The organism is Streptomyces sp. LARHCF249 (assembly GCF_052871255.1).
The window spans coordinates 256,177-276,096 of record NZ_JBIXJQ010000004.1; the positions used below are offsets into that span (position 1 = coordinate 256,177).

Here is a 19,920-nt window from a genome sequence, read left to right on the forward strand (position 1 = left end):
CGGGCAGGCGCCGGAGCAGGGCCCAACCGGACCAGGAGGGACCAGCACGATGAACGTTGCCGACTACCTGTTGCAGCGCCTGCGGGACTGGGGCGTCGAACACGTCTTCGCCTACCCGGGGGACGGGATCAACGGCCTGCTGGCGGCCTGGGGGCGGGCCGGGGACCGACCGCGGTTCATCCAGGCGCGGCACGAGGAGATGTCCGCCTTCCAGGCCGTCGGGTACGCCAAGTTCTCCGGCCGCACCGGGGTCTGCGCGGCCACCTCCGGCCCCGGGGCGATCCACTTGCTGAACGGCCTGTACGACGCGAAGCTCGACCACGTCCCGGTAGTGGCGGTCGTCGGGCAGACCGACCGCAGCGCCATGGGCGGGGCGTACCAGCAGGAGGTGGACCTGCAGTCCCTCTACAAGGACGTCGCCTCCGACTTCTGCGAGATGGTGACCGTTCCCCAGCAGTTGCCGGCCGTCCTGGACCGGGCGCTGCGCATCGCCGCCGCCCGGCGGGCACCCACCGCGCTGATCATTCCGGCCGACGTGCAGGAGCTCGACTACGAGGCGCCCGAGCACGCCTTCAAGCAGGTCCCCTCCAGCCTGGGCATCGGCCACTACGCTCCCGTGCCGTCCGACGACGACCTGGCTCGGGCGGCGGAGATCCTCAACGCCGGCGAGAGGCCTGCGATCCTGATCGGGCAGGGCGCCCGGCACGCCCGCGCAGAGGTCGAGCAGGTCGCCGAGCTCCTCGGCGCCGGCGTCGCGAAGGCCCTGCTCGGCAAGGACGCGCTGCCCGACACCCTGCCGTACGTCACCGGCGCGATCGGGCTGCTCGGCACCCGGCCGTCGTACGAGATGATGCGCGACTGCGACACCCTGCTCGTGGTCGGCTCCAGCTTCCCCTACACGCAGTTCCTGCCGGAGTTCGGCCAAGCCCGCGCCGTGCAGATCGACATCGAGCCCGCCCTGGTGGGCCTGCGCTACCCGTTCGAACTCAACCTCGTCGGCGACGCGGCCGAGACACTGCGCCGCCTCGTCCCGCTGCTGAAGCGCCAGACCGACGGCGCGTGGCGCGACACGATCCAGCAGGGCACGGAGCGCTGGTGGGAGGTGATGCAGCGGCGCGCCGAAGTACCTGCCGACCCGGTCAATCCCGAGTACGTGGTCCACGCGCTGGACGAGCTGCTGCCGCCGGACGCCATCGTCACCGCGGACTCCGGCTCGGCGGCCAACTGGTACGCGCGTCACCTGCGGATGCGCGACGGCATGCGCGGCTCCCTGTCGGGCACCCTCGCGACGATGGGCCCCGGTGTGCCGTACGCGATCGGCGCGAAGTTCGCCCACCCCGACCGTCCGGCCATCGCACTCGTCGGCGACGGCGCGATGCAGATGAACGGCCTGGCGGAACTGATCACCGCGGCGAAGTACTACGGGGAGTGGTCCGACCCCCGGCTGGTCGTCGCGGTCCTGAACAACCAGGACCTCAACCAGGTCACCTGGGAGATGCGCGCCCTGCAGGGGGCCCCGCAGTTCGAAGCCTCCCAGAGCATCCCGGACGTGCCCTACGCCGATGTCGCTGCCCTGTTCGGCCTCGGCGGAGAGCGCGTGGAGACTCCGGACCGGGTGACGGCGGCCTGGCGCCGGGCGCTGGAGGCGGACCGGCCCTACGTCATCGACTTCCGGACGGACCCCGCCGTCCCGCCGATCCCGCCGCACGCCACGTGGGACCAGGTCAAGTCCGCCGCCGAATCGGTGCTGCGCGGGGACAGCGACCGCGCGGCGGTGGTACGCCAGGGGTTCAGGGCGAAGGTCCAGGAGTTCCTGCCCGGCAACGGAGGAAGGGGAGGAAGGGACTGACCCCCGGACGGAAACGGTCCCCACGGCCACATCGCGGAAGGAATGCCATGAGCGACGAAAGCCAGCCGAGCCTGCGAGCCCGGCAGATGCGCGACAAGGCCCAAGAGCTGGAACAGGCGGCCCAGCGGGCAACGGATCCCGCAGAGCGGCAACGGCTCACGGACAAGGCACGGCACATACGCGAGAAGAGCGAGCAGGAGAACGGCCCGGGCAGCGGAACCATGGACCCCATGTAGAGGGGCCCACACCGCCAAGTCCCCTGTCGGGTCTACTTGGGAGTTCCTTCGGCGGAAAGCACGGGCGGGTTCACACAGTTGCACCCCACCACGTCGGCGGGGCCCTGCACCGGTACCTCGAACGTGGCGGTCACGCTGCGCCGCACCGTGGTACTGCGCCACCACTTGTGGCCGCCGCCCAGCAACCGGTCCGTCTGGCGGCTCGCAGCGTCCTCACTGCCGTACTTGAACGACGTGCCCGGGCCCGACTTCCCCTCGCGGTGGTCGGTCCGGACGAACGAGCACGTGACGAGGGCCTTCCCGTCCGCCAGCCGCAGCACCGGCAGCTCGGGCCCGGTGACCTCGAAGGCGTACCGCTGCCGGAGATCGCCCTTCCACTCCTTCCTCCCGTCCTCGTCGTTGTAGGAGTCCACGACCTCGTCCGTCAGCTTGCCCGGCACGAAGTGCTCGCTCTCAGGCTCCCCGTTCGGCGCCGTGAAGGTCAGGTACTCCGCGTACCGGCCGCACGCGCGCCGGTCGGCCGCAGCGGTAGGGGAAAGCGTGACGGCGCCGGCGGGCTCCCGGGCCGGCGCGGCGATCGGCTCGTCGCGCACATCGAAGCCGTAGGTGCCGTACCCGCGATCCTCGAACTCCTCGGGCGGAAGCTGCGGAGCGGGCCGGTCGGTCGCCCAGGTCCTGGCAGCGGCCTTCCAGGGGGCGCCGGGCTCCGCCTGGACGAAGTAGTAGAGCCCGGCCGCCCGGTCCTTCTCCGCCTTGTCCGTCATGCGGAAGAGCACGGCGAACGAACGGGGATATCCGGGCTGGTCCCGTTCGGTGGGGATCAGGTACTCGAGCCGGTACATCCCCCGTTCCGCGTTGCGCACGAGGTCATCCGGCCACCGTCCCAGCTTGAGCTGCGCCAGGCTCTCCTGGAGCAGGGACCCGGTCTGCACGCTCGCCAAGGCGTTCTCGTCCCGTGCGGACGCGGACTGCCGGAACCCCTGCTTGCGGACCTCGTCGGCCTCGTCCCAACTGATCACCGTCGGGACCGGCGGGGCGAGAGGAGCCGGCTCGGCCCTCCCCTCGACCTTCGCCGGGGAACACGCCGCCAGCACCACACATCCGGCGATCGCAGCGACCCCTGCCATCCGTACACGCCGCCGATCAGACAGGCACCCGACCACCACTGAACATCCCCCACAAAAAACCGGACCAAGAACGGATACCGATCAGATCACGCCACTGAATGACCGGATGCAGCGCCCCCGGCGCCAGTGGCCGGCGGCCGAGACGACCGCGCCCTCCGGTTCGGTTTCCGCGAATTCGTTTGCGTCCGGCTGCGGTGGTCAGCCCCCGACGTGGATGCCGGGGCGGCGGGCGGGGTCGGGTTCGTGGCTGCGGATGATCTCGCGGGTGACCGGAGCGGTGTCGCCTCGTCCCAGGAGGAAGTAGCGGACCATGTGCACCAGCGGGCTGCCCTCGGCCCAGGCGAAATGGCAGTGCGGCTGCACGCCGGTGGCGTCGCGCAGCGCGAGCAGGATCGCGGCGATGGCGTTCGGCGCGGCCGGCGCGGCCGCGCGCAGGATCCGGTAGCCGTCCACGTCCACTCCGCGGACGGTGAGGGTGTCGCTGAAGTCCGAGGGGTCGACCACGTCGATCTCGAGGAAGATGATGTCGGCGCGGCCGGGCACCGGGTTGACGCCGCGCTGTTCGCGTTCCTTGTCGCTGTACTCGGCGACGTCGCCGGCCTGACGGCGGTTGGCGATGAGGTTGATGGCGTTGTCGTGGGCGAGGGTCTCGTCGATGAACCGGCGGGCGTCGGCGTCGAAGACGATCCGGTCGGCGCGCAGCTCGGTGGTGCGGGAGACGCGGGAGATCAGCGACACGATGATGATTCCGGCGATGAAGAAGCCGGAGATGACGATGCCGTCGGGCTTGTCGATGATGTTCGCGACGAGTGCGTAGAGCAGGACGGCCGTGAGCAGGGCGAAGCCGACGGTGGTCGCGCGGCGGCGGTGGCGGGCGACGGAGACGGTGACGGCGAAGGCCCCAGAGACCATCATGGCCAGGATGCCGGTGGCGTAGGCGCCGGCCTGGTCGTCGACGTCGGCGTCGAAGGCGATCGTGATGAGGATGCACAGGGCGGTGTAGACGATCACGACCGGGCGGACGGCGCGTCCCCACTCGGGGGCCATGCCGTAGTCGGGCAGGTAGCGGGGGACGATGTTGACCAGCCCCGCCATGGCGGAGGCTCCTGCGAACCACAGGATCAGGATGGTGCTGATGTCGTAGACGGTGCCGAACGCCTCTCCGACGTGCTCGTGGGCCAGCCATGCCAACGCGCGGCCGTTGGCGGCTCCGCCCGGTTCGAACAACTCGTGCGGGATGAGCAGCGTGGTGACGAAACTCGCGGACAGCAGGTAGACGCTCATGATGAGCGCGGCGGTGGTCAGCAGCCTGCGCGTGTTGCGGATCCGCGAGCGCAGCCGCTGCTCCTCATCGGCTCCCTCGGCGGCGACGAGCGGCATCATGCTCACGCCGGTCTCGAAGCCCGACAGGCCGAGCACCAGCAGCGGGAAGGCCAGCAGGGCCGGGCCCACCAAGTCGCCGAAGCCGCCCCCGCCCGCTGCCAGGGCATCGGTCCAAGCCGACCAGGCCCCCGGGGAGGTGGACACGTGGACCAGGCCGACGCCGATGACGACCGCGTTCAGGGCGAGGAACACCGCGACCAGGGGGATGGCCACACTGACCGCTTCGCTGAACCCGAGCAGGAACACGCCTCCCAGCACCAGCAGCAGCGCCACCGTGAGGGCGACCTCGTGGCCGTGCAGCACCGCGGGGAAGAAGGGGTTCTCCACCACGTGTACGGAGGCGTCCGCGGTGGAGAGGGTGATCGTGATGATCCACGACGTGGCCACGAAACCGAGGAGGACCAGCACGAACAGCTTGCCCCACCAGAACGGCAGCAGGTCCTCCAGCATCGCCACCGAGCCGGCGCCGTGCGGGCTCTCCTTCGCCACCCGCCGGTACATCGGCAGCATTCCCGCCAGCGTCAGCGCCACGATCAGCAGCGTCGCGAGCGGCGAGACCGCGCCGGCGGCAAGGGCTGCGATCGCGGGCACGTAGGCCAGGCTGGAGAAGTAGTCGACGCCGGTCAGGCACATCACCTTCCACCAGGCGTGCGGCTTGGCATGCCCCTCGCCCGCCGCCGGCCCCACCGGCTGCACCTGGTGCCGCAGCATCCACTGCGCCAGCCCGCCCGACGGCTGAGCCCGCAGAGCAGGGCTGTCCACCACCTCCGGCATACCGGTGTGATCCGCGTCCTTCATGTCCCCCATCAACCTTCCCGGCCTGCCCAGTGCACTCGTCCAACGGCCACCAGCTCAGGGCCTCATGACGAGCATCGAGTATGAGCCTGCCGCCGGGGTGGAACCCGCACCGGCAGGGCCGGCCCCATGACCCGTCCTGCCCTGTACCCAGAGCACAACGCACCACCCCGGCCACGATCCCCAAGCTCAACAAGCCATGCCGTAACAGGAAAGCGCCGGTCAGGGAAGTGCCACCGCGCTTCCGTGCCCCGGGCCCGCAGGGCACCACAGCGCTTCCTCCGACATCCCAACGCCGAAAAATCTTGACGCATCCCTAACGCCCGGCACTGCACACAGCGGAGACCGGCAGACTCAGAGCTCTGGACGACGGCCATGGCGGGTGCCCGTGTATTGCCCCAAAAACGGGCCGCACCAAGGCGGGCACGGGTCGCTACCGGAGATGATGCGCCCATGGCCATGGACCAGCACCTCGTTCCGCAGCGCTCCACGCGCTCGATGCCCCTGGTCTTCGCCATGGGTGCGGCCGTCGGGACCCTGGGCGGGATGATCGGTCTGGGCGGTGCGGAGTTCCGCCTGCCACTGCTGATCAGCCTGTTCGGGTTCGCCGCCCTCTCCGCGGTCATCCTGAACAAGGCGATGAGCCTGGTCGTGGTCCTGGTCGCGTTGCCCGCCCGCATGGCGGCGGTACCCGCCTCCGAGGTGGCCGTGCACTGGCCCGTCGCGGTCAACCTGCTGGCCGGAAGCCTGCTGGGCGCCTGGGCCGGGGCGTCTTGGGCGGTACGGATGCGCAGCTCCACCCTCTACAAGGTGCTGGCGGCGCTGATGGTCCTCATGGCCGCAGCCCTGGTGGTCACCCACACCACCACCCTGGGAGCCCTCGCACTCCCGCTCGCCGCGCAGGTGCCGATCGGGGTGGTGGCCGGCTTCGGCATCGGGGTGGTCGCAGCGATCATGGGCGTCGCCGGGGGCGAGCTGCTGATCCCGACGATCGTGCTGCTGTTCGGGCTGGACATCAAAACGGCGGGAAGCCTGTCCCTGCTGGTGTCGTTGCCGACCATGCTGGTGGCCTTCGCCCGCTACAGCCGCGACGGCAGCTTCGCGGTACTGGGCGCCAACCTCCGCTTCACCCTGCTCATGGTCGCGGGCTCGGCTGCGGGCGCGGTGCTGGGCGGCCTGCTGCTCGGCGCGTTCTCGGACCTGGTGCTCATCCCCGCGCTGACCGTGATCCTGCTCGTCTCCGCCGTCAAGCTCGCCCGGCACGACTGACCAGGCGAGCGGGGCGGGGGCGGTCAGCCGTCGATCGCGCGCAGCGGGTCGTCGCTCAGACTGGCGGCCAGCCACTGCTCCACGGCCGTGATGTGGACGGTAGCGGCGGAGGCGGCCAGCAGGGCGTCGCGGGACTGGAGCGCGCCGAGGATCTGTTCGTGGTCCTGGTGGGCGTTGTCCAGTGCGTGACGGGTCCGGCTGCCGCGGACGATGCGGACGCGCTGGGTGCGGGTGGAGAGGACCCGCAGGAGCATGGACAGCACGGGGTTGCCGACGGCTTCGACGATCCTGAGATGGAAGGCGATGTCGTGGGCGACGAACTCCTCCACGGTCGTGGCGGCCCGGGACCTGTCGAGGATGTCGCGCAGTTCCCGGAGGTCCTCCGCCGTCAGCAGGGCAGCGGCCACCCCCGTCGCCTGCGGCTCCAGCAGTCGGCGTACCTGGAGCAGTTGCAGTGCCGTGCGGCCCTGGGAGACATCGGCGGCGAAGGAAAGGCTCTCCAGCAGGAGATGGGGCTCCAGGCTGGATACGTACGTACCGTCGCCCTGACGGGTGATCAGGATGCGCATGGCTGTCAGCGCCCGGACGGCCTCGCGCAGGGAATTCCGGGACAAGCCGAGTTGTCCGGCGAGGATCTCCTCCTTGGGCAGGCGGGAGCCGGGCGCGAGTTCGCCGTCGAGGATCATCGCCTTGATCTTGTCGATCGCCTCGTCCGTCAGTGCCACTAACGTGCCTCTCAGTGCCGGGTATGTGCGGAGCCGCTTGCGGGACGTGGCTTATTCCTGCTTCTCGCCGGACGCGAATCGGGAGATGACCAGGGCGACGATGATGATGGCGCCGTTGAGGAACTGGTTCCACAGGGGCGGTACGCCCGCCAGCGTCATGACGTTGACGACGAGCTGGAGCGTGAGGACGCCGGTGAGGGCGCCGAAAACGGAACCCTTGCCGCCGTTGAGGCTGACTCCGCCGATGACGGTCGCGGCGAAGACCTGGAAGATCCAGCCGCTGCCCTGCGTGGCGGAGATGGAGCCGTAGTGCCCGCTGTAAAGTATACCGGCGAACGCGGCGAGAACGCTGCCGAGGATGAGGACGACCCACACGATGCGGTCGACGCGGATGCCCGCAGTGCGGGCGGCCTCGGCGTTGCCGCCGATCGCGTACAGCGCCCGGCCGTGCCGGAGCCAGGCCAGCGCACTGCCGCCGATCACGAAGAGCAGCGCGCACACCCAGATCGCGGCGGGCACGCCCAGCCAGGACGCCCTGCCCAGGTAGGTGAAGGACGAGGGCAGCTCGACGATGGACTGACCTTCGGAGAGGGCGACTTGCAGCCCGCGGAGCATGGTCAGGGCGCCGAGGGTGACGATGAAGCCGTTCAGGCGCAGCTTCAGGATGAGGAAGCCGTTGACGGCACCGATCAGCGCCCCGACCAGCAGGCAGAGCGGGACGGCCATCCACTCGGGGAAGAGGCCGAGTCCGGTGAACCGGCCCCCGCTGGTGGGCAGGATCAGCCATACGGCGATGACGGGAGCCACGCCGATGGTGGACTCCAGGGACAGATCCATCCGGCCGGCGATCAGGACGAAGGTCGTGGCGAGCACCAGCAGGCTCAGCTCGGTGGACTGCTGGGCCACGCCGATCAGGTTGTCGGCGGTGAGGAAGGCCGGCGAGACGATGAACCCGATCAGGCACAGGACGAGGATCGCCGGGACCAGGGACAGTTCACGGAAGCGCCCGAGGCCGACCCGGCGGCGGGCGGTGTCCGCCGCGGTCGGCGCCGCCGTGGCCGGTGCCTGCTCGGTGAGATCTGTGGTGGCGGACATGACTACCTTCCGTGCTCGTCTGCGCGGGGTGAGGCGGGTAGGGCGGATGCGGGAGAGGTGGGGGCAGCAGCCGGGTCGCCGGCGACGCCCTCGATGGCGGCGACGACGTCCTCGTCCTTCCATCCGTGGTCGAACTCGGCCACCACCCGCCCGTGGAACATGACGACGACCCGGTCGCAGACCTTGAGGTCGTCCAGCTCGTCGGAGACGATCAGCGCGGCCTTGCCGCCGTCCGCGACCTGCCGGATCCTGCCGAGCAGGAACTCCTTGGATTTGACGTCCACCCCGTTGGTGGGGCGGATGGCCACGAGCACGTGCGGATCGGTGGCCAGGGCGCGGGCGACGACGACCTTCTGCTGGTTGCCGCCGGAGAGGGCGGAGACCGGGGTGGCGGCTCCGGGAGTCTTGATGTCGAGGTCCCGGATCACGCGCTGCGCGAAGGCCCTGGTGCGGGCGGGCAGCATGGTGCCGAACGGGCCGAGCTGGTCGGTGACGGTGAGCGTCGCGTTCTCCGCCACGCTGCGGTTGCCGACCAGCCCTTGGCGGTGGCGATCCTCGGGGACCAGACCGACGCCGGCGCGGAGCGCGGACGGCACGCTGCCGGTGCGTACGGTCGCGCCGCCGACCGAGATCCGGCCGGCCTTGGCGCGGTGCAGACCGGCGACCGCCTCACCCACCTGCACGTTGCCGCTGGCGGTGGCGCCGGCGAGCCCGACGACCTCGCCGGAGCGCAGGGAGAGCGAGATGCCCTCGCAGGCACCGGGCAGCGTCAGGCCGTCGATCTCCAGCAGTTCCGTCGAGTCGGCCCGCCTGCCCGGGGGGCGGCCGGCGGTGGCCGTTGCCGTGGAGGCGGAATCGCCGGTCATGGCCTCCACCAGGGCCGCATGGCCGAGCTCGGTGACCGGCGCGGTCAGGATGTGGGCCGCGTCGCGGTAGACCGTGACCGTGGTGCAGAGGTCGTACACCTCTTGCAGGTGGTGGGAGATGAAGAGGAAGGCGACACCCTGGCGCTGGAGGTCGCGGAGTTTGCCGAAGAGGCGGCCGATGCCGCGGCCGTCCAGCTTCGCGGTCGGCTCGTCGAGGATGATGAAGCGGGCGCCGAGCGACAGGGCCCGGGCGATTTCCACGAACTGCCGCTGCTCGACGGTGAGTTCCCGTGCGCGGGCGGCAGGGTCGATGTCGACGCCGTACTCGCCGAGGAGCTCCTCGGCGCGGTCGCGCAGCTGCTTCCAGCGGATGGGCCGCAGCGGGCCGCGGCTCTGCCGGTTCAGGAAGAGGTTCTCGGCGACGGTCAGGTCGCCGATGATCGTGGAGCGCTGGTAGACGCAGGCGACGCGGGAGCGCCAGGCGCCGATGTCGCCGAAGGCGGGAGCCGGCTCGCCCGAGAAGCGCAGCGCTCCGGTGTCGGGCTGCGAGAGGCCGGTGAGGACGGACACGAGCGTCGACTTGCCGGCGCCGTTGCGTCCGACAAGGGCGTGCGACTCGCCCGGGGCGACGGTGATACGGGCGTCGCGCAGCGCGACGGTCGCGCCGAATCGTTTGCTGATGCCGGTCGCCTCGGCCACCGGGGCCGGGGTGCCGGGGCCGGTCGCCGGGGCGGTCGCGGTGTCCGCCATGGTGGATACCGTCCTTCGTGTGCGGAGGCTGGGGCGCCGGGCGTGCAGGTGCGCACCCGGGCTGCGGGAGAGGCGGCGAACGGGGGCGGGGCTTGTCGGTTCCCGGACAGCGCGCGGGGCGGGGGCCCGCCGGTCGTCAGCCGAGGTCGTTGCCCCACAGGGTCGTGTCGTCGACGTTCTCCTTGGTGACCAGCGGGGCGGGGAGCTGGTCCTCCAGGCCGTTGGGCAGCTTGATGATGGTCGAGCCGTGGTCGGTCGCACCCGGCTGGAAGGTCTTGCCCTCGGCGGCGGCCTTGGCGTAGTACAGCGCGTACTTGGCGTACAGGTCGGCGGGCTGGGAGACGGTGGCGTCGATCTGGCCCTTGCGGATGGCGTCGAACTCCTGCGGGATGCCGTCGTTGGAGACGATGCTGATGTGGCCCTGCTGCCCGGCGGGCTTGAGCAGGCCCTTCTGCTCCAGTAGGGCAAGAGTGGGCTGCAGGAAGACACCGCCCGCCTGCATGTAGATGCCGTTCAGGTCGGGGTGCTGCGCGAGCAGGCTCTGCAGCTTGGCGGAGGCCACGTCGCCCTTCCAGTCGGTGGGCAGCTCGAAGACCTCGATCTTCGGGAAGTTCGTCTTCATGCACTCCGCGAACGCCTCTGAGCGGTCGCGGCCGTTGATGGAGTCGAGGGCGCCCTGGAACTCGGCGACCTTGCCCTGGCCGCCCAGCTGCTTGCCGAGGAACTCGCACGCCTTGGTGCCGTACGCCCTGTTGTCCGCTCGGACCACCATGTAGACCGTGCCCTTGTCGGGCCTGGTGTCGACGCTGACCACCGGGATCTTCTTCGACGCGAGGCTCTCCAGGGTGGAGGCGACGGCACCGGTGTCCTGGGGCGCCATGACGACGGCCTTGGCGCCCGTGTTCTGGAACACCTGCACGTTGGCGACCAGCTTGGTGACGTCGTTCTGCGAGTTGCTCAGCGGCAGTGCGTTGACGCCGTTGGTCTTGATGTCGTTCTTCAGGTACTGCGCGTATGAGTTCCAGAAGTCGGAGTCGGAGCGGGGCAGGTCGATGCCGATGGCGGACGTGTCACCGCCCGGGGCGGCCGAGCCGGCGCTCCCGCGGTTGCACGCGGTGGCGAGGGCCAGCGCCGCGAGGACGGCGGTGGCGGCTGCGGCGGTGGAGCGGGTGCGAGTGGGCTTCATGGCCGTGTTCTCTCCTTAGCCAGGGGCGCGGCGAGGGGGGGTGGCGTACGCGCCGTGCGGAAGGCGGAGGGGGCGCCGGGCGGGCGCACCGAGTGATCCGGCCATTCCTCCGATGTATCTCGGACGGGACGTTACGACGACGTTGCCGACGTTGACAAGGGTCCGGGACCGGCTTGATGCGCCGGGCCGTCGCGCCGCCGAGCCTCGTGGTATCGCCCTACTCCGTTTGACCCCGCCCGATGCCCAACTCTGCGTGCACAGCCGCCTCGAGAGAAGCGCACCGGCCGGCTCCGGAAGAGTCGCTCCTTCGAGAGCGTCGACGGGCTACGTCGAGGAAATGCATCCGAGGAATCCATTGTCAGTCGCGATCCCCGCGCCTAAAGTCGCTCTGGCCCGCGATACATCCGATGACTGACGGCCATGCGGATGACCGGAGCCGACCGCCCCAAGGCAAAACCGAATCCCGCTCGGCAAGGGAGCTGTCCGGTGAAACTGCTACGCGTTGGATCCCCAGGTGAAGAACGGCCCGCGGTACGCACCGACGGCGGACGGCTGCTGGACCTCTCCTCCGTCACCCGGGACATCGACGGTGTCTTCCTCGCCTCCGGGGGGATCGACCGGGCCCGTGCAGCGGTCGCGGCGGGGGAACTGCCCGAACTGGACCGGGACGGGCTGCGCATCGGGGCGCCCGTCACCCGCCCCGGCAAGGTCGTCTGCATCGGCGTGAACTACCGCGATCACGCCGCCGAGACCGGCGCGGCGATTCCCGCGCGTCCGGTGGTGTTCATGAAGGACCCGGGCACCGTTGTCGGCCCGTACGACGAGGTGCTGATCCCCCGCGGATCGGTGAAGACCGACTGGGAGGTCGAACTCGGGGTCGTCATCGGCCGCCGGGCGCGCTACCTGGACCGACCGGAGGCCGCGCGCGCCGTGATCGCCGGGTACACGATCAGCCACGACGTGTCGGAGCGGGAATTCCAGCTCGAGTACTCGCCGCAATGGGACCTGGGCAAGTCCTGCGAGACGTTCAACCCGCTCGGCCCGTGGCTGGTCACCGCCGACGAGGCCGGCGACCCGCAGAACCTCGGCCTGCACCTGAGCGTCAACGGTGTGAAGCGCCAGGACGGCCACACCAGCGACATGATCTTCACAGCCGACCACATCGTGTGGTACCTGAGCCAGTACATGGTCCTGGAGCCGGGCGACGTCATCAACACCGGTACGCCCGCGGGCGTGGCTCTGGGTCTCCCCGGCACTCCCTATCTGCACCCCGGCGACACGGTCGAGCTCTCCATCGACGGCCTCGGCAGCCAGCGCCAGACCTTCACCCAAGCGTGAAAGGCAGCACCACCGTGACGACAACCTCCGGCCGGATCACCGCCGTCGACACCTACGACGTCCGCTTCCCCACCTCGCGGGAACTGGACGGCTCCGACGCCATGAACCCGGACCCCGACTACTCCGCCGCCTATGTCGTACTGCGCAGCGACGCCGGCGACGGACACGAAGGACACGGCTTCACCTTCACCATCGGACGCGGCAACGACGTCCAGGTCGCCGCCATCGACGCACTGCGGCCGCACGTCGTGGGCCGCTCCGTATCGGAGCTGTGCGCCGATCCGGGATCGGTCAGCCGGGATCTGGTCGGGGACAGCCAACTGCGCTGGCTCGGACCCGAGAAGGGCGTGATGCACATGGCGATCGGCGCCGTGGTCAACGCCGTGTGGGACCTGGCGGCCAAGCGGGAGGGCAAACCGCTGTGGCGGCTGCTCGCCCACGCCTCGCCGCAGTGGCTGGTCTCCCAGGTCGACTTCCGCTACATCGCCGACGCCCTCACCCCCGAGGACGCCCTCACGCTCCTCCACGAGGGCCGCACGGGGCTCGCGGAACGTGAGGCAACCCTGCTGGAGCGCGGATACCCCGGCTACACCACCTCCCCGGGCTGGCTCGGCTACACCGACGACAAGCTCACCCGGCTGGCCAAGCGGGCCGTAGCCGACGGCTTCACCCAGATCAAGCTCAAGGTCGGCGCCGACATGAGCGACGACATCCGGCGGCTGCGCACCGCCCGTGCCGCCGTCGGTGACGGCATCCGCATCGCCATCGACGCCAATCAGCGGTGGAACGTCGGCGAGGCGATCAGGTGGACCAACGCGCTCGCCGAGTTCGACCCGTACTGGATCGAGGAGCCCACCAGCCCCGACGACGTCCTCGGCCACGCGGCCGTACGGCAGGCCGTCGCTCCCGTGAAGGTGGCCACCGGCGAACACGTGCAGAACCGGATCGTCTTCAAGCAGCTCCTCCAGGCCGGCGCCATCGATGTCCTCCAGATCGATGCGGCGCGGGTCGGCGGGGTCAACGAGAATCTCGCGATCCTGCTGCTCGCCGCGAAGTTCGGCGTGCCGGTGTGCCCGCACGCCGGCGGAGTGGGGCTGTGCGAGCTGGTGCAGCACCTGTCGATGTTCGACTACCTGGTCCTCTCCGGAACCACCGAGAACCGCGTCATCGAGTACGTCGATCACCTCCACCAGCACTTCATCGATCCGGTCGTGATCCGGGACGGCCACTACACCGCGCCGCTCGCCCCCGGCTTCTCCGCCACCATGCGCGAGGAGTCCATCGCCGAGTACCTCTACCCGGACGGCACGTTCTGGGTGGCCGAACGCGCCGCGCAGGAGGAAGTGGCATGACCGAACTGACCGGCCTCAGGGCCCTCGTCACGGGCGGCGCGTCCGGCATCGGGCTCGCCACGGCCCGCGCGCTGGCAGCGCGGGGCGCGGCCGTCGCCGTACTCGACCTCGATCCGGAAGGCGTACAAGAACCGCTGCTCGGCCTCAAGGCCGACGTCGGCGACGACGCCTCCGTACGCGCCGCCGTGGAGGAGGCGGCCGCGCGGCTCGGCGGCATCGACATCCTCGTCAACAACGCGGGCATCGGTGCCACCGGAACCGTCGAGGACAACCCCGACGAACAGTGGCACCGCGTCCTGGACGTCAACGTCCTCGGCATGGTCCGCACCACCCGGGCCGCCCTGCCCCACCTGCGCAGGTCCGCGCACGCGTCCGTGGTCAACACCTGCTCCATCGCCTCCACCGCCGGACTGCCGCAGCGCGCCCTGTACTCCGCCAGCAAGGGCGCCGTGCTGTCCCTCACCCGTGCCATGGCCGCCGACCACGTCAGGGAGGGCATCCGCGTCAACTGCGTCAACCCCGGCACCGCCGACACACCGTGGGTGGCCCGGCTGCTCGAGGCCGCCGACGACCCCGAGGCCGAACGGGCCGCCCTGGGCGCCCGCCAACCCATGGGCCGTCTGGTGACCGCCGACGAGGTGGCGGCCGCCATCGTCTACCTGGCCGGCCCGGCCGCGGCGTCCGTCACCGGCACCGCGCTCGCGGTGGACGGCGGCATGCAGGGACTGCGGCTGCGCCCGGCGGCCCAGCCGTGAGGACCACCAGGCTGGGCGGCAGCGCGGTACCGGTCTCGGAGCTCGCCCTGGGCTGCGCGGCCCTCGGCAACCTCTACCACCCGGTCACCGACGAGGCCGCCCACGCCACGGTGGACGCGGCCTGGGACGCCGGAGTCCGCACCTTCGACACCGCCCCCCACTACGGACTGGGCCTGTCGGAACGGCGGCTCGGTGCCGCCCTGCGCGACCGCCCGCGCGATACCTACACCCTCTCCACGAAGGTGGGCCGGCTCCTCGTGCCGAGCCCGCAGGGCGACCCCGGGGGCGACCTCGCCCACGGCTTCGCCGTCCCGGCCACCCACCGCCGGGCCTGGGACTTCAGCGCCGACGGAGTGCTGCGCTCCCTCGAGGCGAGCCTGGAACGCCTCGGCCTCGACCGCGTCGACATCGCCCTGCTGCACGACCCGGACGACCACGCCGAGCAGGCGCTGCGCGAGGCGTACCCGGCGCTGGAGCGGCTGCGCGGCGAAGGCGTGGTCGGGGCGATCGGCATCGGCATGAACCAGTCCGCCCTGCCCGCCCGCTTCCTGCGCGAGACCGACATCGACGTGGTGCTCCTGGCCGGCCGCTACACCCTCCTGGAACAGGACGGGCTCACCGCACTGCTCCCGGAGGCGGCTGCCCGCGGCCGCAGCGTCGTCATCGGCGGAGTGTTCAACTCCGGGCTGCTGGCCGCCCCCCGGCCGGGTGCCGCCTACGACTACGCGCCGGCCCCGCAGCCGGTGCTCGACCGGGCACTGCGGCTGCTGGCGGTCACCGAGCGCCACCGCGTGCCGTTGCGGGCCGCCGCGCTGCGCTTCCCGTCCGGCCACCCGTCCGTGGCGAGCGTCCTGGCCGGTGCGCGTTCCCCCGAAGAGGTGCGCGACACCGTGGAGCAGCTGCGGTGCCCGATCCCGGACGCCCTGTGGGACGAGCTGCGCGCCGAGGGCCTGCTGGACCCGGACACCCCCGTACCCGTCACCGCGCCCAGCGGGGAAACCCCGTCGCGGAAGGAGCCGTCATGAAGGTCGCCCTGCACACCAAGGTCCGCGCCGACCGCATAGAGGAGTACGACGCCGCGCACCGGCAGGTGCCCGAGGAGCTGACCGCCGCCATCCGCGCCGCGGGGGTCGGCGAGTGGACGATCTGGCGCAGCGGCACCGACCTGTTCCACGTACTGGAGGTCCAGGACTACCAGGCGATGATCGCCGAACTCGAGAAGCTGCCCGTCAACATCACCTGGCAGGCGCGGATGGCCGAGCTGCTCGACGTCGTCCACGACTACTCCGCACAGGGCTCGGACGCCTCGCTGCCGGTGGTGTGGGAGCTGTGACCGGGGCGGACCACGGGCCGGGAATCGTGGACGCCCACCACCACGTGTGGGACCTGTCCGTCCGCGACCAGGACTGGATCACCGGACCCGAACTCGCCCCGCTGCGAAGGGACTTCTCCCTCGCCGACCTGGCACCGCAGGCCCGTGCGGCCGGCGTCGCCGCCACCGTGCTGGTGCAGACGATCACCGTGCCGGAAGAGACCCCCGAGTTCCTGGCCATGGCCGCGCGCAGCGACCTGGTCACCGGGGTCGTCGGCTGGACCGACCTGACCGCACCCGACGTCGCCGACATCCTCGCCGGGCTGCGCGCCGGCCCCGGCGGGGAGCACCTGGTGGGGATGCGCCACCAGGTTCAGGGCGAGCCGGACCCCCGCTGGCTCGTGCGCCCGGAGGCACTGCGCGGCCTCGCCGCGATCGCCGAGGCGGGACTCGTCTACGACCTCGTGGTGAAGCCGCACCAACTGGCGGCCGCCGTCCTGGCCGCGCAGCGCCTGCCCGGCCTCACCTTCGTCCTCGACCACCTCGGCAAGCCGCCCATCGCGTCCGGCGAACTCGCGCCCTGGGCGGAGCAGATCGGGCGCCTCGCCGCCCTCCCCAACACCGTCTGCAAACTCTCCGGCATGGTCACCGAGGCCGACTGGGACTCCTGGACGGTCGACGACCTGAGGCCCTACGCCGACACCGTCCTGGACGCCTTCGGGCCCGGGCGGCTGATGTTCGGCTCCGACTGGCCCGTCTGCCGGCTCGCCGCCACCTACGCCGAAGTCGTCGCCGCCGCCGACCAGGTGACGGCCGGGCTCAGCCCGGCCGAGCGCCGCGACGTCTTCACCGGCACGGCGGTGCGCACCTACGGCCTGACCCTCACGGCACCCCAGGACCCGCCCCGGGAAACCCCATGCGCATAGCCCTTTTCATCACGTGCTTCAACGACACGATGTTCCCCCGCACCGGCCAGGCGGTGACCGCACTGCTGGAACGCCTCGGCCACACCGTGGAGTTCCCGCAGGGCCAGACGTGCTGCGGCCAGATGCACTTCAACACCGGCTACCGGCCGGAGACCCTGCCCATGGTGCGCCGCTTCGCCGAGGTCTTCGCAGGGTACGACGCCGTCGTCGCGCCCTCCGGGTCCTGCGCGGGCATGGTGCGCGACCACCACCGGGTGGTGGCCGTCCAGTACGGGGACGCCGCCCTCACCGAGGCGGTCGACCGCGTTGCGGCGACGGTGTACGAGCTGTCGGAACTCCTCGTCGACGTCCTCGGCGCCACCGACGTCGGCGCGTACTTCCCGCACCGCGTCACCTACCACCCGACCTGCCACTCGCTGCGCATGCTCCGCGTCGGCGACCGGCCGCTCAGGCTGCTGCGCGCCGTGAAGGGCATCGACCTCGTCGAACTGCCCGCCGCCGAGTCCTGCTGCGGCTTCGGCGGCACCTTCGCACTGAAGAACGCGGAGGTGTCCAACGCCATGCTCGCCGACAAGATGCGCCATGTCCTCGGCACCGGGGCCGAGTTCCTGTGCGCGGGCGACAACTCCTGTCTCACGCACATCGGCGGCGGCCTGTCCCGCGTCCGTACCGGCGTCGGCACGATGCACCTGGCCGAGATCCTGGCCTCCACGGAAGGGGACGTACGGTGAGCGGCGCCGACAACGTCGTATGGCTGGGCACGCCGGCCTTCCCCCAGGCGGCGCGTGCCGCGCTCGCGGACACCCAACTGCGGGCGAACCTGCGCCGGGCGACCGGCACCATCCGGGACAAGCGGCTGGCGGTCGCCGCCGAACTGGAGGACTGGGAGGAACTGCGGGAGACGGCCGCAGCCGTCAAGCGCCACACCCTACGCCACCTCGACCACCACCTCCTCCGCCTGGAGAAGGCGGTGACCGCCGCGGGCGGAGTGGTCCACTGGGCGGCGGACGCCGCCGAGGCCAACCGCATCGTGACCTACCTGGTGCGGGCGACCGGCGCCAGTGACGATGAAACGCGTGCAGTCGTCAAGGTGAAGTCGATGGCGACCCAGGAGATCGGCCTCAACGAGGCGCTCGCCGAAGCCGGCATCCGCGCCTACGAGACCGATCTCGCCGAACTCATCGTGCAGTTGGGCCGCGACCGCCCGTCCCACATCCTGGTGCCGGCCATCCACCGCAACCGCTCCGAGATCCGGGAGGTCTTCCGGCGGGAGATGGGGGAGTGGGGAAGGCCCGCTCCCGAAGGGCTCTCCGACGATCCCCGCGATCTCGCCGAGGCGGCCCGGCTCCACCTGCGGGAGAAGTTCCTGCGGGCCAAGGTGGCCGTCTCGGGCGCCAACTTCGCGGCCGCCGACACCGGAACGGTGGTCGTGGTGGAGTCGGAGGGCAACGGGCGGATGTGCCTGACCCTGCCCGAGACGCTGATCACCGTGATGGGCATCGAGAAGGTCCTGCCCTCCTTCGCCGACCTGGAGGTCTTCCTCCAGCTCCTGCCCCGCTCGTCGACGGGCGAGCGCATGAACCCGTACACCTCCCTGTGGACCGGCGTCACCGAGGGCGACGGCCCCAGGAACTTCCACCTCGTCCTCCTCGACAACGGCCGCACCGCGACGCTGGCCGACGAGGTGGGCCGCCAGGCCCTCGCCTGCATCCGCTGCTCGGCGTGCCTGAACGTCTGCCCGGTGTACGAGCGCACGGGCGGCCACGCCTACGGATCCGTCTACCCCGGCCCGATCGGCGCCGTACTGACCCCGCAGCTCGTCGGCATCGGCAGTGACATCAAAAGCGGGGCGGCCTCCCTGCCCTTCGCCTCGACCCTCTGCGGCGCCTGCTACGACGCCTGCCCCGTGAAGATCGACATTCCCGAGGTGCTGGTCCATCTGCGCGCACAGGCCGTGGAGGCAGGGCGGCGGAACAGGCTCCTGCCCACCACCGAGGCGCTCGCCATGAAGGCCGCGGGCGCCGTCCTGTCCTCCCCGGGGAAACTCGCGGCGGCCCAGACGCTCGCCGCCCTCGGGGCCCGCCTGGTGGCCCGTGACGGCCGGATCGGCGCCCTGCCGGGTCCCTTCGCCCGCTGGTCCGAAACCCGTGACACGCCCCTGCCGCCCCGGGAGACGCTACGTGCCTGGTGGCGCCGGACGAGAACACCCGCGAAGGAAGAAGGCCCTGCGACGATGGAAGGGAAGGGACCACGATGAGCGGCCGCGATACCGTCCTGAGCGCGCTGCGGGCAGCCCTGGCCGGCGTGCCCGGATCGGAGAACCCCGACGACATACCGCTCCCGGCCACTGACCGCGCCGACCACGCGGGACCGGACGTCGTCGGGCTGTTCGCCGACCGAGCCGCCGAGTACCGCGCCACGGTGGTCCGCGTTCCGGCGGCCGATGCGGCGGCGGCCGTCGGGCGCGCGCTGGCCCGCACCGGAGCACGGTCCCTGGTGGTGCCGCCCGGGCTTCCCGAGGACCTGGTCCCGGAAGGGCCTTGGTCGCGGCTGGAAGACGCTCCGCCGCTGACGGTGGGACAACTGGACGCGGCGCACGCCGTGGTCACCACGGTCGCCACCGCGATCGCCGTCACCGGCACCGTGATCCTCGACCACGGACACGGCCAGGGGCGCAGGGCCCTCACCTTGTTGCCGGACCAGCACGTCTGCGTGGTCCGGGTGGACCAGATCGTCCCCGACGTGCCCGAGGCGCTGAGCCGGCTCGACCCCTCCCGGCCGCTCACGCTCATCTCCGGTCCCTCGGCCACCAGTGACATCGAGCTGGACCGTGTCGAGGGCGTGCACGGGCCCAGGACCCTGGACATCGTCCTGGTGGTGGACGCGTAGCGCGCGGTGCCGGGCCCCGTCACTCACTGAACTTCGCCATCCCCCGTCCCCCACACTCCAGGAGTCG

The 19,920-nt window shown here is 71.1% G+C and carries 18 protein-coding genes; 12 read left to right on the forward strand and 6 right to left on the reverse strand.

Translation table 11 applies throughout. The annotated features are described in order from the left end of the window. Positions 1 to 49 precede the first annotated feature (49 nt). Together ACIPUC_RS12960 and ACIPUC_RS12965 are read left to right on the forward strand one after the other, a co-directional pair. On the forward strand, positions 50 to 1,849 hold the full coding sequence (locus ACIPUC_RS12960; RefSeq protein WP_446589204.1) for a thiamine pyrophosphate-requiring protein: 1,800 nt from the start codon (positions 50 to 52) through the stop codon (positions 1,847 to 1,849). 47 nt (positions 1,850 to 1,896) lie between these two features. After that, entirely contained in the window at positions 1,897 to 2,085 is a 189-nt protein-coding gene (locus ACIPUC_RS12965) for a DUF6381 family protein (protein ID WP_446589205.1), read from the forward strand. A 32-nt stretch (positions 2,086 to 2,117) separates the two neighbouring features. Here the strand turns inward: ACIPUC_RS12965 and ACIPUC_RS12970 are convergent, their stop codons facing one another. Both ACIPUC_RS12970 and ACIPUC_RS12975 read right to left on the reverse strand, forming a co-directional pair. Further along, positions 2,118 to 3,212, reverse strand: a complete 1,095-nt coding sequence (locus tag ACIPUC_RS12970) for a hypothetical protein (RefSeq protein WP_446589206.1) — start codon at positions 3,210 to 3,212, stop codon at positions 2,118 to 2,120. Between the two features lie 198 nt (positions 3,213 to 3,410). Then, positions 3,411 to 5,369, reverse strand: coding sequence for an amino acid transporter (locus tag ACIPUC_RS12975; protein WP_446589713.1), 1,959 nt, complete (start codon positions 5,367 to 5,369; stop codon positions 3,411 to 3,413). A gap of 474 nt (positions 5,370 to 5,843) precedes the next feature. On the opposite strand from ACIPUC_RS12975, the gene ACIPUC_RS12980 reads away from it, so the two are divergent. After that, a complete protein-coding gene (locus ACIPUC_RS12980; RefSeq protein WP_446589207.1) occupies positions 5,844 to 6,659 on the forward strand; it encodes a sulfite exporter TauE/SafE family protein in 816 nt (271 codons plus the stop codon). Between the two features lie 23 nt (positions 6,660 to 6,682). On the opposite strand, the gene ACIPUC_RS12985 is transcribed toward ACIPUC_RS12980, so the two are convergent. The 4 genes from ACIPUC_RS12985 to ACIPUC_RS13000 all read right to left on the reverse strand — a co-directional run bounded on the left by ACIPUC_RS12985 (position 6,683) and on the right by ACIPUC_RS13000 (position 11,281). Continuing rightward, positions 6,683 to 7,384: a FadR/GntR family transcriptional regulator gene (locus ACIPUC_RS12985; protein ID WP_446589209.1), complete on the reverse strand. Its 702-nt coding sequence runs from the start codon at positions 7,382 to 7,384 to the stop codon at positions 6,683 to 6,685. 51 nt (positions 7,385 to 7,435) lie between these two features. After that, positions 7,436 to 8,479 (reverse strand): ABC transporter permease, encoded by a 1,044-nt coding sequence (locus ACIPUC_RS12990; protein WP_446589210.1) that lies wholly within the window; start codon positions 8,477 to 8,479, stop codon positions 7,436 to 7,438. Positions 8,480 to 8,481: 2 nt separating this feature from the next. Next, positions 8,482 to 10,095, reverse strand: coding sequence for a sugar ABC transporter ATP-binding protein (locus tag ACIPUC_RS12995; protein ID WP_446589211.1), 1,614 nt, complete (start codon positions 10,093 to 10,095; stop codon positions 8,482 to 8,484). Positions 10,096 to 10,231: 136 nt separating this feature from the next. Further along, positions 10,232 to 11,281 carry a sugar ABC transporter substrate-binding protein gene (locus ACIPUC_RS13000; RefSeq protein WP_446589212.1) on the reverse strand — a complete coding sequence of 350 codons (1,050 nt, stop codon included), beginning with the start codon at positions 11,279 to 11,281 and terminating at the stop codon, positions 10,232 to 10,234. Between the two features lie 486 nt (positions 11,282 to 11,767). On the opposite strand from ACIPUC_RS13000, the gene ACIPUC_RS13005 reads away from it, so the two are divergent. From ACIPUC_RS13005 to ACIPUC_RS13045, 9 genes are read left to right on the forward strand one after another with little or no spacing between them, the layout of a single operon-like run. Further along, on the forward strand, positions 11,768 to 12,619 hold the full coding sequence (locus ACIPUC_RS13005; protein ID WP_446589213.1) for a fumarylacetoacetate hydrolase family protein: 852 nt from the start codon (positions 11,768 to 11,770) through the stop codon (positions 12,617 to 12,619). A gap of 14 nt (positions 12,620 to 12,633) precedes the next feature. Next, positions 12,634 to 13,971, forward strand: coding sequence for an L-fuconate dehydratase (locus tag ACIPUC_RS13010; protein ID WP_446589215.1), 1,338 nt, complete (start codon positions 12,634 to 12,636; stop codon positions 13,969 to 13,971). Further along, the gene (locus ACIPUC_RS13015) at positions 13,968 to 14,726 is read left to right on the forward strand and encodes an SDR family NAD(P)-dependent oxidoreductase (RefSeq protein ID WP_446589216.1); all 759 of its coding nucleotides are present in this window, start codon (positions 13,968 to 13,970) and stop codon (positions 14,724 to 14,726) included. The genes ACIPUC_RS13010 and ACIPUC_RS13015 overlap by 4 nt, the downstream gene beginning before the upstream one ends. Next, the gene (locus ACIPUC_RS13020) at positions 14,723 to 15,751 is read left to right on the forward strand and encodes an aldo/keto reductase (protein ID WP_446589217.1); all 1,029 of its coding nucleotides are present in this window, start codon (positions 14,723 to 14,725) and stop codon (positions 15,749 to 15,751) included. The genes ACIPUC_RS13015 and ACIPUC_RS13020 overlap by 4 nt, the downstream gene beginning before the upstream one ends. Next, positions 15,748 to 16,059 carry an L-rhamnose mutarotase gene (locus ACIPUC_RS13025; protein WP_446589219.1) on the forward strand — a complete coding sequence of 104 codons (312 nt, stop codon included), beginning with the start codon at positions 15,748 to 15,750 and terminating at the stop codon, positions 16,057 to 16,059. Before ACIPUC_RS13020 ends, ACIPUC_RS13025 begins: the two co-directional genes overlap by 4 nt. Further along, on the forward strand, positions 16,056 to 16,964 hold the full coding sequence (locus ACIPUC_RS13030) for an amidohydrolase family protein (RefSeq protein WP_446589220.1): 909 nt from the start codon (positions 16,056 to 16,058) through the stop codon (positions 16,962 to 16,964). Before ACIPUC_RS13025 ends, ACIPUC_RS13030 begins: the two co-directional genes overlap by 4 nt. Then, the gene (locus ACIPUC_RS13035) at positions 16,955 to 17,695 is read left to right on the forward strand and encodes a (Fe-S)-binding protein (protein ID WP_446589221.1); all 741 of its coding nucleotides are present in this window, start codon (positions 16,955 to 16,957) and stop codon (positions 17,693 to 17,695) included. The genes ACIPUC_RS13030 and ACIPUC_RS13035 overlap by 10 nt, the downstream gene beginning before the upstream one ends. Then, the gene (locus tag ACIPUC_RS13040; protein ID WP_446589222.1) at positions 17,692 to 19,221 is read left to right on the forward strand and encodes a LutB/LldF family L-lactate oxidation iron-sulfur protein; all 1,530 of its coding nucleotides are present in this window, start codon (positions 17,692 to 17,694) and stop codon (positions 19,219 to 19,221) included. Before ACIPUC_RS13035 ends, ACIPUC_RS13040 begins: the two co-directional genes overlap by 4 nt. After that, the gene (locus ACIPUC_RS13045) at positions 19,218 to 19,853 is read left to right on the forward strand and encodes a LutC/YkgG family protein (RefSeq protein ID WP_446589223.1); all 636 of its coding nucleotides are present in this window, start codon (positions 19,218 to 19,220) and stop codon (positions 19,851 to 19,853) included. The genes ACIPUC_RS13040 and ACIPUC_RS13045 overlap by 4 nt, the downstream gene beginning before the upstream one ends. Positions 19,854 to 19,920: the final 67 nt, after the last annotated feature.

Bases quoted from the DNA above. Each gene is read 5' to 3' on its own strand.
- ACIPUC_RS12995 (WP_446589211.1), bottom strand. From the start codon at position 10,095: ATGGCGGACACCGCGACCGCCCCGGCGACCGGCCCCGGCACCCCGGCC.
- ACIPUC_RS12990 (WP_446589210.1), bottom strand. From the start codon at position 8,479: ATGTCCGCCACCACAGATCTCACCGAGCAGGCACCGGCCACGGCGGCG.
- ACIPUC_RS12975 (WP_446589713.1), bottom strand. From the start codon at position 5,369: ATGCCGGAGGTGGTGGACAGCCCTGCTCTGCGGGCTCAGCCGTCGGGC.
- ACIPUC_RS13045 (WP_446589223.1), top strand. From the start codon at position 19,218: ATGAGCGGCCGCGATACCGTCCTGAGCGCGCTGCGGGCAGCCCTGGCC.
- ACIPUC_RS12980 (WP_446589207.1), top strand. From the start codon at position 5,844: ATGGCCATGGACCAGCACCTCGTTCCGCAGCGCTCCACGCGCTCGATG.
- ACIPUC_RS12970 (WP_446589206.1), bottom strand. From the start codon at position 3,212: ATGGCAGGGGTCGCTGCGATCGCCGGATGTGTGGTGCTGGCGGCGTGT.
- ACIPUC_RS13025 (WP_446589219.1), top strand. From the start codon at position 15,748: ATGAAGGTCGCCCTGCACACCAAGGTCCGCGCCGACCGCATAGAGGAG.
- ACIPUC_RS13000 (WP_446589212.1), bottom strand. From the start codon at position 11,281: ATGAAGCCCACTCGCACCCGCTCCACCGCCGCAGCCGCCACCGCCGTC.
- ACIPUC_RS12965 (WP_446589205.1), top strand. From the start codon at position 1,897: ATGAGCGACGAAAGCCAGCCGAGCCTGCGAGCCCGGCAGATGCGCGAC.
- ACIPUC_RS13015 (WP_446589216.1), top strand. From the start codon at position 13,968: ATGACCGAACTGACCGGCCTCAGGGCCCTCGTCACGGGCGGCGCGTCC.
- ACIPUC_RS13035 (WP_446589221.1), top strand. From the start codon at position 16,955: ATGCGCATAGCCCTTTTCATCACGTGCTTCAACGACACGATGTTCCCC.
- ACIPUC_RS12960 (WP_446589204.1), top strand. From the start codon at position 50: ATGAACGTTGCCGACTACCTGTTGCAGCGCCTGCGGGACTGGGGCGTC.